The 14,097-nt window shown below is 66.0% G+C and carries 11 protein-coding genes; 4 read left to right on the top strand and 7 right to left on the bottom strand.

Annotated elements, in window-relative coordinates; all coding sequences use genetic code 11:
• Positions 1-45 precede the first annotated feature (45 nt).
• Both ABRP28_RS04535 and ABRP28_RS04530 read left to right on the top strand, forming a co-directional pair.
• Positions 46-546 carry a GNAT family N-acetyltransferase gene (locus tag ABRP28_RS04535; protein WP_350002368.1) on the top strand — a complete coding sequence of 167 codons (501 nt, stop codon included), beginning with the start codon at positions 46-48 and terminating at the stop codon, positions 544-546.
• Positions 539-1,894 carry an alpha/beta fold hydrolase gene (locus tag ABRP28_RS04530; protein WP_350002367.1) on the top strand — a complete coding sequence of 452 codons (1,356 nt, stop codon included), beginning with the start codon at positions 539-541 and terminating at the stop codon, positions 1,892-1,894. The genes ABRP28_RS04535 and ABRP28_RS04530 overlap by 8 nt, the downstream gene beginning before the upstream one ends.
• On the opposite strand, the gene ABRP28_RS04525 is transcribed toward ABRP28_RS04530, so the two are convergent.
• The 4 genes from ABRP28_RS04525 to coaE form a co-directional block, all read right to left on the bottom strand.
• The gene (locus ABRP28_RS04525; protein ID WP_350002366.1) at positions 1,880-3,301 is read right to left on the bottom strand and encodes an MFS transporter; all 1,422 of its coding nucleotides are present in this window, start codon (positions 3,299-3,301) and stop codon (positions 1,880-1,882) included. The two genes, ABRP28_RS04530 and ABRP28_RS04525, sit on opposite strands and share 15 nt — an antisense overlap.
• Positions 3,302-3,405: 104 nt before the next feature.
• Positions 3,406-4,434 carry a TerC family protein gene (locus ABRP28_RS04520; RefSeq protein WP_350002365.1) on the bottom strand — a complete coding sequence of 343 codons (1,029 nt, stop codon included), beginning with the start codon at positions 4,432-4,434 and terminating at the stop codon, positions 3,406-3,408.
• Between the two features lie 201 nt (positions 4,435-4,635).
• Positions 4,636-6,732, bottom strand: coding sequence for an excinuclease ABC subunit UvrB (uvrB, locus tag ABRP28_RS04515; protein WP_350002364.1), 2,097 nt, complete (start codon positions 6,730-6,732; stop codon positions 4,636-4,638).
• Positions 6,733-6,812: 80 nt separating this feature from the next.
• A complete protein-coding gene (gene coaE, locus ABRP28_RS04510; RefSeq protein ID WP_350002363.1) occupies positions 6,813-8,039 on the bottom strand; it encodes a dephospho-CoA kinase in 1,227 nt (408 codons plus the stop codon).
• A gap of 180 nt (positions 8,040-8,219) precedes the next feature.
• Between coaE and ABRP28_RS04505 the strand changes: the two genes are divergently transcribed.
• A complete protein-coding gene (locus tag ABRP28_RS04505; protein ID WP_350002362.1) occupies positions 8,220-8,909 on the top strand; it encodes a YigZ family protein in 690 nt (229 codons plus the stop codon).
• Positions 8,893-9,411 (top strand): GNAT family N-acetyltransferase, encoded by a 519-nt coding sequence (locus ABRP28_RS04500; RefSeq protein WP_350002361.1) that lies wholly within the window; start codon positions 8,893-8,895, stop codon positions 9,409-9,411. The genes ABRP28_RS04505 and ABRP28_RS04500 overlap by 17 nt, the downstream gene beginning before the upstream one ends.
• A gap of 114 nt (positions 9,412-9,525) precedes the next feature.
• Here the strand turns inward: ABRP28_RS04500 and rpsA are convergent, their stop codons facing one another.
• The 3 genes from rpsA to ABRP28_RS04485 all read right to left on the bottom strand — a co-directional run bounded on the left by rpsA (position 9,526) and on the right by ABRP28_RS04485 (position 13,893).
• Positions 9,526-11,004 carry a 30S ribosomal protein S1 gene (gene rpsA, locus ABRP28_RS04495; protein ID WP_188808985.1) on the bottom strand — a complete coding sequence of 493 codons (1,479 nt, stop codon included), beginning with the start codon at positions 11,002-11,004 and terminating at the stop codon, positions 9,526-9,528.
• Positions 11,005-11,213: 209 nt separating this feature from the next.
• On the bottom strand, positions 11,214-12,425 hold the full coding sequence (locus ABRP28_RS04490) for a benzoate/H(+) symporter BenE family transporter (protein WP_350002360.1): 1,212 nt from the start codon (positions 12,423-12,425) through the stop codon (positions 11,214-11,216).
• A gap of 178 nt (positions 12,426-12,603) precedes the next feature.
• On the bottom strand, positions 12,604-13,893 hold the full coding sequence (locus ABRP28_RS04485) for a GNAT family N-acetyltransferase (protein ID WP_374152968.1): 1,290 nt from the start codon (positions 13,891-13,893) through the stop codon (positions 12,604-12,606).
• Between the last annotated feature and the right edge of the window lie 204 nt (positions 13,894-14,097).

Below are 14,097 nucleotides of genomic sequence, written 5' to 3'. Positions count from 1 at the left end.
AGGGCGGTCAAACAGCTGGACGCTGACCGGCGGTAAGCTCGAACAATGAGTGTAATCCGCCCCGCCAACCGGCAAGACGTTCCCGCAATCCTACGAATGATCCACGAACTGGCGCACTACGAGAAGGAACCGGACGCGGTCCGGAACACTCCGGAAATGCTCCAGGAGGTGCTGTTCGGTGAGAACCCGCGCGTGTTCGCAGCCATGGCGGAGAATGCGGCAGGGGAAGTCCAGGGTTTCGCCTTGTGGTTCCTGAACTATTCCACCTGGGAAGGTGTGCATGGCATCTACCTGGAGGACCTTTACGTCAGTCCTGAGGCCCGGGGGGAAGGGCACGGAAAGGCGCTGCTCCAGCACCTGGCCGCCACCGCGGTGGACAACGGATACGCCAGGGTGGAGTGGAGCGTCCTTGACTGGAACGAGCCGTCCATCAATTTCTACCGCAGCCTTGGCGCCCGGCCCATGGACGGCTGGTCCACGTTCCGGCTGACCGGCGAGGCGCTTGAACAGTTCGGCAGCGCCGTCCCGGCCCGCGCCAATGGCTGACGCAAGGACGCCGGCCCCGGCCCGCCCCGCCGCACGGGTACAGCACGAGGTCAGGGCCCGGCACGCGTTCCGTGGCATGCGCACCGCAGAGCATGTCTTCACGGTGCCGCTCGACCACTTCAGCGACTCCCCCGACGCCGAAACCATTACGGTTTTTGCCCGCGAGTACGTCTCGGCAGCATATTCAGAGGAACAGGCCGCGGAGCTTCCGTGGCTGCTGTACCTCCAGGGCGGCCCGGGCGGGCGGGGCAACCGGTTCAGCTCCCTGGGAGGCTGGAGCAAGGCGGCCGCCAAGGACTTCCGGATCCTGATGCTGGACCAGCGGGGCACCGGACTCTCCGCGCCCGTAGACCGGAACACGCTTCCGCTTCGCGGCCCGGCTGCAGACCAGGCCGCCTACCTGGAACACTTCCGCGCCGATTCGATCGTGGCAGACGCCGAGTTGATCCGGGAAGCCCTTGAATCGGGCCCGTGGACGGTCTACGGGCAGAGCTACGGGGGCTTCTGTGCCCTCACCTACCTGTCCTTTGCCCCGGAGGGCCTCCGGGAAGTGCTGGTCACCGGCGGCCTTGGGCCCCTGGCCGGTCCGGCCGACGATGTCTACCGCGCAACGTTCCAGCGCGTGGCCGCCCGGAACGCCGAGTACTTCGACTGGTACCCGGAGGACCGGGCCACTGTTGAGCGGATTGCCCGCCACCTGCAGCGCACCGCGGAGTTCCTGCCCGACGGCGGCCCGCTCACCGTGGAGCGCTTCCAGATGGTGGGTGCTTTCCTGGGCGGGAACACCAGGGTGGACAGCCTGCACCACCTCCTGGAGGACGCCTTCACGGAAACCGCCGGAGGACCACGGCTTTCCGACGCCTTCCTGGACCAGGTGCAGGGCATTGTGTCGCGCCGGTCAAACCCGCTCTACGCGCTGATGCACGAGTCAATCTACGGCCAGGGGCAGGCCACCGGCTGGGCGGCCTGGCGAGTCCTTGACGAGTATCCCGAGTTCAGGCCGGACGCGGAGCCGCTGCTGCTGACCGGCGAAATGGTCTATCCGTGGTACTTCGAGCAGGACCCGGCACTCCGGCCCCTCCGGGAGGTGGCTGACCTGCTCGCCGCCAAAGAGGACTGGAAACCGCTCTACGACCGCGAGCAGTTGGCAGCCAACACCGTTCCGGTGGCCGCCGCCGTCTACTCGGACGATATCTATGTGGACCGGAAGCTGTCCCTGGAGACGGCATCCGCCGTGCGCGGGCTGCAGGTGTGGGAGTCCGCGGACTTCCACCACGACGGTATTGCCGACGACGGGGAAGGGATCTTCGCCCGGCTCCTGGGCATGGCGCGGTCAGGCGGCCGCTGACTGCCGCCGTGCGGCCACGATGGTCAGGAATGCCGCGGCCAGGACTGCTGCGCCCACCGCACCGCCAAGGAGGTTAAGTCCCAGGTAACCGATCCAGCTGAGGACCAGGCCGGACACTGCCCCGCCCACGGCGCCGGCAGCACCCATGAGCATGTCGGACACGCCCTGGACCGCAACCCGGGACTCCTGCCCGACGCTTTCGGCCAGCAGCGTGGAGCCGGATACGGTGGCCGCGGACCAGCCCAGGCCCAACAGGACCAAGCCCACCGCCACGGCTGCAGTGGAGGCCTGGCCGAACCCGGCGACAGCCACGGCGGCTATGAGCAGGCTGAACCCGATCATGATGGTCTGGGCCCTGCCTGCCTTGTCCGTCAGCCACCCCATCACCGGCGACAGGGCGAACATCCCGGCAATGTGCAGCGAGATGGTGAATCCGATGACCACCAGTACGTCGCCGGATGCCGTATGGCCTGCGTGGCTGGCGCCGGGCCCCTCCACCAGCTCCTGCAGGTGCAGGGGCGTCATGGACATCACGCCGACCATGACAGCGTGAGCTCCGACGACGGCCGCCACGGCAAGGAGCGCAGTCCGGGAGCCGCGGATGGCGCGCATGCCGCGGGCCAGCGTGCCGCCGTCGTGCAGTGCCTGCCCGGCAGGGCCGGTACCTGCACGGCCGTCCACCCCCGGCGCCGCCAGCGGCTCAACAGCGTGCATGTCCTGCGAGGCCTGGGCGTCCTGGGCTGCCCGCGGGTCCTCGCCCACTTGCCGGGAGGCGAGTTCCCTGGCGAGCAGCAAGGGATCCGGCCGGAGCCCAACAAAGAGCAGGACGGCGGCCAGGAGCAGCCCGGCACCGGAAATCACGAAGGGCCCCGCCACGGGCGGAAGGCTCAGCGCCTGGCCCACTAGACTGCCTGGCTGGATCAGGTTGGGTCCGGCGACGGCGCCGATGGTCACTGCCCATACGACCGTAGACAGCGCCAGCCCACGGTGCTCCGGTTCGGCAAGGTCCACTGCGGCGAAGCGCGCCTGCAGGCTGGCCGCGCTGCCCACTCCGATGCCTGCTGCCCCCAGCACCAGCAGGACGAAGAGACCGGACACCACCGCGAGCACCATCAAGGCCGCCCCCGCCAGGGCCGCGGACAGACCGGCAACCTGGCCGATCCGGCGTCCCCGGCGATCTGCCAGGGCGGCAAGAGGCAGTGCTGCCAGCGCGGCGCCGAGGGTCATGACCGTGGCTACGGCACCCGCCCAGGCGCTGGAGCCTGACAGTTCGACTGCGAGGATCGACCCGATGGACACCGTGGCGCCGGTACCAATGCCGCCAAAGACCTGGGCCGTGCCCAGCAGCGCCACGGTGCGCCGCTGCACGTGGCGCACCCCTTGTTCTGTCAGCAGGATTGGACCCATGCAACCGAGCATAGTCCCCGCCGGACCGGGCAGCAGGGCTGGTTTAAGCAGGCAATCCCGGCCGCACTGCGGCCGGGATTGCCCGATGGAACCTGGAGGTGAGACTACTCGGCGTCGCTGTGGCTCTTCCGGATGTCCTCTTCGAGGCGGGGGTCAAGGTGCGATTCCTTGGCCTTGGAACTGATCAGGCTGGCGATCACGGCGATCACAATGGTGCCAACGATGACCGCCAGGGACACGAACGTGGGGATCTCGGGAGCCCATTCGATGTGCTGGCCGCCGTTGATGAACGGCAGTTCGTTCACGTGCATGGCGTGCAGGACGAGCTTGACGCCGATGAAGGCCAGGATGAAGGACAGTGCGTGCTTCAGGTAGATCAGGCGGTTCATCAGGCCACCCAGCAGGAAGTACAGCTGGCGCAGGCCCATCAATGCAAAGAGGTTGGCCGTGAACACGATGAACGGGCTCTGGGTGAGGCCGAAGATTGCGGGGATGGAGTCGACGGCGAACAGCAGGTCAGTGAGGCCGATGGTGATGAACACGATCAGCATCGGGGTGAAGACCTTCTTGCCGTCCACGGTGGTGCGCAGCTTGCCGCCGTCGAACTTCTCCGACATGGGGATGACCTTGCGGATCTTGGCGATGAGCGGGTTTTCCCGGTCTTCTTCGTCTTCGCCCTCGTCCTGGGCCTGCTTCCAGGCAGTCCACAGCAGGAACGCGCCGAAGATGTAGAACACCCAGCTGAACTGCTCGATCACGATGGCGCCGAGCAGGATGAAGATGCCGCGCAGGATCAGGGCGATGATGATGCCCACCATCAGCACTTCCTGCTGGTACTTCCGGGGCACGGAGAAGCGGGCCATGATGATGATGAAGACAAACAGGTTGTCGATGCTGAGGCTGTATTCCGTCACCCAGCCGGCGACGAACTGGCCGCCGTATTCAGGGCCGGTGAAGGCAAACATGGCCCCGGCGAACACCAGGGCGAGGCTGACGTAAAACGCTACCCAGAGTCCGGCTTCCTTCATGGAAGGTTCATGGGGGCGCCGGACCACCAAGAGAAGGTCGATCAGGAGGATCAGGCCGAGGACGACAAGTGAGCCGACTTCGAACCACACGGGCAATTCGAGCACAGGGTAGCCTTTCGCAGGGTACAGAGATGCGGTGTAAGTCTCTCCGGCCTGCCTGTGCACTTGGTGCTGGAATGGCGGCCCGCTACGCCCGGCCGGGCAACTATGCCCTGCGTGTTGACGATCGTAGCGCTCGGGATACTCCCCTACGTGACGTTAACTGTACCGCAGTCCTCCAGGCGGCCCGTCCCTTTGACCTTTGTGTCAGGCGTGCCCCGCCGCCTGCATCTGGCGCAGCTCCTTCTTCAGCTCGCTGACTTCGTCCCTGATCCTGGCCGCAACTTCGAACTGCAGTTCGGCGGCAGCACCGTGCATCTGCTCCGTCAACTGTTCGATCAGCCCCACGAGGTCCTCGGCCGGGGCTGCTGCCAGGCCGTCGGAACGCACCTGCGCGGCACCCTTCGCAGCAGACTTCCGCTTGCCGCCCTTGGCGAGCCTGTTGTTGTTGAGCAGCTCCTGGGTGTCGGCGTCTTCTTTGGCCAGCTGGTCCGTGATGTCCGCGATCTTCTTCCGCAGCGGCTGCGGGTCCACGCCGTGCTCGGTGTTGTAGGCCACCTGGATGGCGCGGCGCCGGTTGGTCTCGTCGATGGCATGCGCCATGGAGTCCGTGATGCGGTCAGCGTACATGTGCACCTGACCCGACACGTTACGGGCTGCACGGCCGATGGTCTGGATCAGCGACGTTGAGGAGCGCAGGAAGCCTTCCTTGTCGGCGTCCAGGATGCTGACAAGCGACACCTCCGGCAGGTCCAGGCCCTCTCGAAGCAGGTTGATGCCCACCAGGACGTCGAATTTGCCCATCCGGAGTTCGCGCAGCAGCTCAACGCGACGCAGGGTGTCCACATCGGAGTGCAGGTACTCCACCTTGATGCCATGGCCCAGGAGGTAGTCGGTGAGGTCCTCCGCCATCCGCTTGGTCAGGGTGGTGACAAGGATGCGCTCATCCTTGGCGGTTCGCGTCTTGATCTCTCCCAGCAGGTCATCGATTTGGCCCTTGGTGGGCTTGACCACCACCTCTGGGTCGATAAGCCCGGTAGGCCGGATGATCTGCTGCACGAACCCGTCCGCCTTGCCGAGCTCGTACTTGCCGGGCGTGGCGGACAGGTACACGGTCTGGCCGATGCGCTGCAGGAACTCGTCCCACTTCAGCGGCCTGTTGTCCATGGCTGAGGGCAGGCGGAAGCCGAAGTCCACCAGGTTCCGCTTGCGGGACATGTCGCCCTCATACATCGCGCCGATCTGCGGGATGGTCACGTGGGATTCATCGACTACCAGCAGGAAGTCGTCCGGGAAGTAGTCAAGGAGGCAGTGCGGGGCTGTTCCCGGGGCGCGGCCGTCAATGTGCGAGGAATAGTTCTCGATGCCGTTGCAGAAACCCATCTGCTGCATCATTTCCAGGTCATAGTTGGTCCGCATGCGGAGGCGCTGGGCTTCCACGAGTTTGTTCTGGCCTTCGAGCACCTTGAGCCTGTCGGCGAGCTCGTCCTCAATGCGCTTGATGGCCCTGGCCATGCGCTCCGGCCCGGCCACGTAATGGGAAGCGGGGAAGACGTACATTTCCTCTTCGTCCCGGATCACCTCACCGGTGAGCGGGTGGAGCGTCTGGATGTTCTCGATCTCGTCGCCGAAGAACTCGATCCGGATGGCCAGCTCCTCGTACATCGGGATGATCTCCACGGTGTCCCCGCGGACCCGGAACGTACCCCGGTGGAAGTCCATATCGTTGCGGGCGTACTGCATGGAGACGAACTTCCGGAGGAGGTCGTCCCGGTTCATCTCAGCGCCCTTGCGGAGGGTGACCATACCTGCGATGTATTCTTCCGGCGTGCCCAGGCCGTAGATGCAGGACACCGTTGCCACCACAATCACGTCCCGGCGGGTCAGCAGGGCGTTGGTGGCGGAGTGGCGGAGCCTCTCGACTTCCTCATTGATGGAAGAGTCCTTCTCAATGAAGGTATCGGTCTGCGCCACGTACGCTTCCGGCTGGTAGTAGTCGTAATAGGAGACGAAGTACTCCACCGCGTTGTTGGGCAGCAGTTCGCGGAATTCGTTGGCCAGCTGGGCGGCGAGGGTCTTGTTCTGGACCATCACCAGGGTGGGCCGCTGGACCTGTTCGATCAGCCAGGCCGTGGTGGCGCTCTTACCGGTTCCGGTGGCGCCGAGCAGCACAACGTCCTTTTCGCCGTTCCTGATGCGCTCCGTCAGTTCGGCGATGGCAGCGGGCTGGTCCCCCGCCGGTTTGAACTCGCTGATGACCTCGAAGGGTGCTACAACACGGTTGATATCCTGCGCAAGGCTCATGGATCTAATCTACAACCGGGCACCGACACGGGGCGGCGAAGTCCGTTACAGGCGAACAAGCCCAGGCCCTTGGAGGTGCTTCAGGAACCGTAGGACGGCGGCACCCACCCGGTTGCATCCGCCCAGGCGGACATCTGCGGCCACGCGACATCGGTAAACCACGGCTCCTTGGCTTCCGCATATGCCCTTGTGTCCAAAGAACCGGTGAACCGTCCCGCCAGTTCCGCTTTGTGCTCCGAGTAGAGCTTCAGCGCCTCCGGATTGGCCCTCAGCCAGTCCCGGAAGCAGAGGGCGAACCGCCATCCGGCCGAGCCGGCGGCCCTGACGTGAAGGTTCACCGCCCGCCCTGGATCGGCATTCGCGTGGAACCGCTTTTGCCAGTCCTCAGGCCGCGGATGGGTGGGCTTCGGAGTATCGGCAGTGCTTCCCGGGACCGCCGGGAAACCTGCAGCGGCCAGGGCAGGGGCCAGCGCGTCGGCTGCTTCCAGGTCCGGCACGGCCAACTGGAGGTCGATGACGTCCTTGGCTGGCAGCCCGGGGACGGAGGTGGAGCCGATGTGGTCCAGCCCAAGCACGGCATCATGATGCCCTGCGGCCAGGGCTTTGGTTATACGGTCCATCAGCCGCCGCGCATCGCGGGGCCATGCCGGCTGGGAGGGCAGAAGTTCCGGTCCCCCGGGCCGCTCTGCCCGCCGTCCCGCCGAGAGGTTCCGGGCGAAGGGTTCCAGGCGCTCCTCCCACAGCCGGTCCACGTGGCCCAACAGGTCCGTAATGCTGCCCGAGTTGTCGAGGACCACGTCCGCCGCTGCCAGCCGTTCCTCCCGCGTTGCCTGCGCGGCCATGCGGGAGCGTGCAGCCTCCTCCGTCATGCCGCGGTGCTCCAGCATCCGCTGCAGCCTCATCCCGTCCGGGGCGTCCACCACCAGCACCAAGTGGAAGTCGCTGCCCTGGCCCGTTTCCACCAGCAGCGGGATGTCCTGCACCACAACGGCGTCATCGGCCGCGGCAGCCACAATGGCTGCGGCCCGTGCACGGACCAGGGGGTGGACGATGCCGTTAAGCACCGCGAGCCGCTCAGGGCTTCCAAACACCACGGCGCCGAGTTTGGGGCGGTCAAGCCGCCCGGCAGTGTCCAGGACATCCCTGCCGAACCCGGCAACGATGCGGTCCAGGCCCTCGGTGCCCGGTTCCACCACATCGCGGGCCAAGGCGTCCGCGTCCACCAGCACCGCACCGCGTTCGCTCAGCCGCGAAGCGACTACGGACTTCCCTGAGGCGATTCCACCCGTCAACCCGATCTTCAGCACTCCACCACACTAATCCCACCCGCCGCGCCCATGGCCGGAGGCAAGGTGCGTCTCTAAACCTTTCCGCTGGATGCTGCCAGTGATTCCTCTGCCGACCCAACTCCTGGTGTTCCAAGAATCCCGCTGGCCCTTAACCGGGCCTTAATCCTTTGAACGCGCCCTGGGCCTAGACTTGAGCGGGTGCAAGGGGAAGAGAGCAGGGCCACCAGTTACACCACGCTGGCGCCGGGCTCCGACTTCCGCAACGAGCTGGAGATCAAGCGTTCCCGGTTCATCACGGTGCTGCGCCGGGCAGACAGCGAGGACGCGGCGCGGGACCTGGTGGCCGGACTCCGCCGCGAGTTCCATGACGCCCGCCACCATTGCTCGGCATTCATCATCGGACCCGACCGGGGCATCCAGCGTTCCAATGACGACGGCGAACCGTCCGGGACAGCGGGTGTTCCCATGCTGGAAGCCTTGGCCAAGCGGGAGACGACGCCCGGGGCGGCCGACCTCAGTGACGTCAGCGCCGTCGTCGTTCGTTACTTTGGCGGTGTCCTGCTCGGGGCGGGCGGACTGGTGCGGGCGTACTCCGAATCGGTGTCATCGGCGCTGTCCCTGGCGCCGCTGGTGCGCCGCAGCCGCCTCCGGATCTGCTCGGTGGAGGTGCCGCACGCCGCGGCGGGGAAGCTCGAGAACGACCTGCGGGCCGCAGGGCTGGCCATGGCGGGCACCAGCTACGGAGCGCGGCACACCGTTTTGCAGGTGGCCATCCCGGATGACGCCGGCGCAATCGCGGACGCCGCGGAGCGCGTGCAGTTACTGACGGCCGGTGGTGCCACGCTGGTGGCCGCGGGAACGGAGTGGGTGGATGTCCCGCTCCCCTGAGGTGTCCCTGGTGGACGTGGATGAGGCGGTCCTGGACAACCTCCTCGCCCTCGCAAAGCGGGATGCTTCCCCCGATGAGGTGGCTCCACCGCTGGGCGGGCCGGGGTGGAACCTGGAACGGACCGCCTGGTTCCTGGGCTACCACCGGGCTGCAGCGCATGGCCTCGGTGGGGAGGCCGGGGAGAAGACGTGGGGAATCCTCGCCGATGGCAGCCTGGCCGGTTCCATCAGGCTGCGCCGCATCACATCCGGCACCGCCGAATCCGGACCTGGCGGCGCGGTGGCCGATACGGGCATCTGGCTTGGCCGAAGCTTCCGGTCCCGGGGCGTTGGCGGCGCCGCATTGCGCCTGGTGCTGGAGGAGGCACGAAGGGCAGGGCTTTCCCGGGTCACAGCCCGAACCCTGGCGGCCAACCTCGGTGCCCAGCACCTCCTGGCCTCCGCCGGGGCCGTCCTGACGCACGACGACGACGGGACGGTCCGCGCCGTCGTCGACCTTTAAGCCGCGCTCAGCCACGCGCGGCTGACGGTTGGTGCAGCTGCGTTAACGCAACAGACCCCCTGCCTGTGGGCAGGGGGTCTGTTGCGTTGGCCCGGAAAACCGGGCCGTCGGCAATTAGTTGCCGGTCAGCTTCTCGCGCAGGGCAGCGAGGGCCTCGTCGGATGCAAGCGTGCCTGCACCGGTGTTGGACTCAGCAGCCGGCTCCGAGGAGTAGCTGGTGGTGCCGGAATCGCTGTCACCGGACGTTGCAGCTGCAGCGTCGTCGGCAGCGTGCTGGGCAACCTGCTTCTTGTGGGCTTCCCAGCGGGTCTGGGCGTCAGCGTACTGCTGCTCCCAGGCGGCGCGCTGGTTCTCGTAGCCTTCAAGCCACTCGTTGGACTCGGGATCGAAGCCCTCCGGGTACTTGTAGTTGCCCTCTTCGTCGTACTCTGCGGCCATGCCGTACAGAGCCGGATCGAATTCGGTGCTGTCGGCGTCGACGCCCTCGTTGGCCTGCTTGAGGGACAGCGAGATGCGGCGGCGTTCCAGGTCGATGTCGATGACCTTGACGAACAGCTCGTCGCCAACGGAGACAACCTGCTCGGCCAGCTCCACGTGGCGGACGGCCAGCTCGGAGATGTGGACCAGGCCTTCGATGCCGTCTTCGACGCGGACGAACGCACCGAACGGAACGAGCTTGGTGACCTTACCCGGAACAACCTGGCCGAGGGCGTGGGTGCGGGCGAAGGTCTGCCACGGATCTTCCTGCGTAGCCTTGAGCGACAGGGAAACACGCTCGCGGTCCAGGTCCACCTCGAGAACCTCGACGGTGACTTCCTGGCCAACCTCGACAACCTCGGACGGGTGGTCGATGTGCTTCCAGGACAGCTCGGAAACGTGGACCAGGCCGTCTACGCCGCCCAGGTCCACGAAGGCACCGAAGTTGACGATGGAGGAAACGACGCCGGGACGGACCTGGCCCTTTTCCAGCTTGTTGAGGAACGTGGAGCGGACCTCGGACTGGGTCTGCTCGAGCCATGCACGGCGGGAGAGGACAACGTTGTTGCGGTTCTTGTCCAGCTCGATGATCTTGGCTTCGATCTGCTGGCCGATGTACGGAGCCAGGTCGCGCACACGGCGCATCTCGACGAGGGATGCGGGCAGGAAGCCGCGCAGGCCGATGTCGAGGATAAGACCACCCTTGACGACCTCGATGACGGTACCGGTGACAACACCGTCTTCTTCCTTGACCTTCTCGATGTCGCCCCAGGCACGCTCGTACTGAGCGCGCTTCTTGGAGAGGATCAGGCGGCCTTCTTTGTCTTCCTTGGTGAGCACCAGGGCTTCGACCTGATCGCCAACGGAGACGACGTCTCCGGGATCAACGTCGTGCTTGATGGACAGCTCACGGGAGGGGATGACACCTTCGGTCTTGTAACCGATGTCGAGCAGGACTTCATCGCGGTCGACCTTGACGACGGTACCTTCGACGAGGTCTCCGTCGTTGAAGTACTTGATGGTGGCGTCGACAGCTGCGAGGAAGTCCTCAGCGGTACCGATGTCGTTAATGGCGACTACGGGGGTACCGGGCTTCTCGGTGGAGGTGATGGTCATGTAGTAGGGGCTCCGTTGTGGATAGTTAGTTGATCAGGCGACCACCACTTCCGGGTACTGACCTGGAGGCGGAGCGCGGCGGATTTGCCGGGTCATCCTGATTGCGCGGGGTTGGCATGCGCCCAAAGCTGGGCACACGTAACACACGCCTGTTCATTCTAGTCGTTGCCCGTTACGAGGGTCAAAGCGGGGCACACCCTGGAGGGGGTTCAGTCCTTGATCCGCATCCGCAGTTCACGGATGCCGTCCGGTTCAAGGATCCAGGAGACGGCAACACCAAACAGCAGGGACCAGAAGTAAGGGCCCAGTCCGAGCATTGAGACATCCGAGACGGCGACGGCAAAAGCCACCAGCGGCCCGTGGGTGAGCGGGCCGCTGCTGATCCGGCGCAGGGCCATGGCCAGGACACCGATCACGGCAAGCCCGGCAATGGCCACCAGCAGCTCAAGCGGGAGGACGCCGGCAGCACCGGCCGCGAAGACCGCCAAGGGGGTAAGGGCCAGGAACACGGCATACGCCAGGACCACGGCCCGGTGACGGTACTGGTGCGGACCGGCGTCATTGCCCGCCACCATGGCTGTCGCGGGAAGGGACAGCGACACGCCTGCCGGGCCCAGGAATGACGCAGCCATGGTCCCCGCACCGCTCACGTAGTCCACCAGCCGGGCCGGTGGCCGGTACTGCTCACCCCGCAGGAAAATCAGCGAGGGGACGTTGGACTGGAGGACAATGAGCACCACCATCACGGGGGTTGCCGTCAGGATCGCGCTCCACGTAAAGACGGGAACAGTAAGCAGCGGAAGCGACGGTCCAACACCAGCGGTTGCCTCGCCAAACTTGCCCAGGACGGCAGCAGCCCCAATCCCCACCGCGAGTGCAAGGAAGATCGGCGGAACTCGGCTCTCCAGGTACTTCCGGCCGAGGATATATGCCAGGAAGGCGGCGCCCACCACTGCCGGCTCCGACCCCATACCGGTGAAGACGCCGGCGACGAATGGCAGCGTGGATCCTGCCAGGAGGCCAACCACAACAGGTTCGGGGATCAGCCGCGCCAGGCGGTCCGCCAGCCCGAGCGCGGAAATGGCCAGCACTGCGCCCCCTGCCACCAGGGAGGCGCCCGCAAGTTCGGCAAACGGCACCCTCCCCTGGAGGGACACGATAAAGATCAGCACGAAGATGTTGCCCGTCAGGAGCAGGGGCTGGCGGAAGTGGAGCGTCAGGACGAGGCCCAGCACACAGGGAACGGTGTAGATGGTCATCACCCAGGCGGTCACCTGGCCGTCCGCGAGATTCAGTTGCGCCGCAGCAGAGAGCGGCACGGCAATCAGGGAGGAGGCCAGGGTGACCATGGCCAGGCCCACGCCCAGGGATTGGGACCATTCCCGGAGCCACGACGGCCGGTTCCCGAATCCCACTGCCATGGCGTCCGTCCCACTTAGGTCCAATTCGACTGCCCAGCTGCAGGCAAGCGCCCCGCCGGTCCCGGACCGGAGGTGCCTGCAGTGCCCACCATACTCTCCGCCGTATTGCCGCGGAATGCCGGAATGCCACTGTTATGCGGGGCCAGGGATTATGCAGGGCCAGGGATCAGCAGGGGTCCTAGAAGTGGGTGAGGCAGTGCGTTGCCCGCTCAACCGCGAACATCTGCCGCGCTTTGACTGCGGCGCCGGGGGTGTGCTCGGTGATCCGCCCGGCCGCGGCCAGCGTGACGGGACACACCCCTCCCAGGTACATCGAGGACAGGGCGGAGACGTCCAGTGCAAGGTCCGCCTGGGCACTGTCCGGCAGGCGCACGACGGCGGCCTGGCCGCCGTCGACGTCCAGGGCGAATTTTCCCGCCGTGAGGCCAAGCGGATCCCCAACGGCGAAAACAAGCCGTCCGTCCACGGGGTAGTGCCGGGCTTCCAGCGCCTTGGCGGCATCGAGGATGCGGAGCCACAGCATGTCCCGGCTGTCGGACGAATCGATGCAGCGCGGGTCCTCGAGTGCCCAGGCCAGCGGATCGTCGATGGGCGCTTCGTTCCACGAGACGCGCTCCACCAAGTCGATGGCGGCCAGGAACTGCCACAACTCCAGGTAGGCATCATTGCTGGCGGCCAGCAGGTCCACTACTTCCACCGTGTACGGCTCGGTGTCCCAGCCGAGGAACTTGTAGGAGACATAACCGTCAATGTCGCCGCCCGGACCGTAGTGGAGTGCAACCTTGATGGCCGGGTCCTCCTTGCCGTCGCGGGCCAGGGATCCGGATGCAAGCTGCCGGTACCAGTCTTGCCGGCCGATCGACCCTGGGGTAAGCCGGTGCACCCGCTCGAAGACCTCCGGCGCCAGGTGCAGCAGGGCTTTGGGATCTGCAATCTCCACGCTCCCCGAAGGCAGGTGGCGCAGGTTGAAGCGCGCAGTGGTATCCACCTTGACTGCGCGTTCAAAGCTTGAGACGCCGTAACCGAAGCGGCCGTAGATGGACCCTTCCGAGGCAGTCAGGGCAGCCATGGCGATGCCGTCGTCCTTGGCGAGTTGCAGGTCTGCGCTCATCATGCGCCGCAACAGGCCGCGCCGCCGGTGCGACGTACGGACGGTCACCGACGTGACCAGCTGGGATTCCAGCATCCGGCCGAATCCGATATTCAAGGTTTTGCGGAAGGTCGCGAAGGTGGCCACCGGCACCGTTGCCGGCATGGAGCAAGGTGCCACCGCTCCGGTCTGGTAGACGCCGGTGAGCACGCGGCCGTCGGCTTCATACGTGGCGAGCGACTTTGCCACATGCTCGGGTGTCCTGGTGGACTCGTGGAACCCGAAAGATACGGCGCGGGACCAGGCTTCCGCCTCCGGGTAACCGTCTTTGCCCTCGGCCACCGCGGCGAAGCGCCGGATTTCATAGTTGCCACTCACATCTGCCACGGGTACGAGCCTAGTCACGGCCGGCGGCCTTCACCAGCCACCACGCTTCCAGGCCGAAGCTCCTGTGCAGGCACCCGCCTTCGGCATCCCGTTCAAATAGGGCTGCAGCATCCTGGGCCAATGCACAGTGCGGAGGCAGCCCCGGGGGTCTAAGTTAGAGCAGGACGTGACGCGCTTCACATATGTGGGGAAGGC

The organism is Pseudarthrobacter sp. WHRI 8279 (assembly GCF_040224115.2).
Lineage (GTDB): Bacteria > Actinomycetota > Actinomycetes > Actinomycetales > Micrococcaceae > Arthrobacter.
This window is presented reverse-complemented; position numbering and strand designations above follow the sequence as displayed.

Coding starts and splice junctions, on each gene's coding strand:
- ABRP28_RS04535 (WP_350002368.1), top strand. CDS start 46: ATGAGTGTAATCCGCCCCGCCAACCGGCAAGACGTTCCCGCAATCCTA.
- ABRP28_RS04530 (WP_350002367.1), top strand. CDS start 539: ATGGCTGACGCAAGGACGCCGGCCCCGGCCCGCCCCGCCGCACGGGTA.
- ABRP28_RS04525 (WP_350002366.1), bottom strand. CDS start 3,301: ATGGGTCCAATCCTGCTGACAGAACAAGGGGTGCGCCACGTGCAGCGG.
- uvrB (WP_350002364.1), bottom strand. CDS start 6,732: ATGAGCCTTGCGCAGGATATCAACCGTGTTGTAGCACCCTTCGAGGTC.
- ABRP28_RS04500 (WP_350002361.1), top strand. CDS start 8,893: ATGTCCCGCTCCCCTGAGGTGTCCCTGGTGGACGTGGATGAGGCGGTC.
- rpsA (WP_188808985.1), bottom strand. CDS start 11,004: ATGACCATCACCTCCACCGAGAAGCCCGGTACCCCCGTAGTCGCCATT.
- ABRP28_RS04490 (WP_350002360.1), bottom strand. CDS start 12,425: ATGGCAGTGGGATTCGGGAACCGGCCGTCGTGGCTCCGGGAATGGTCC.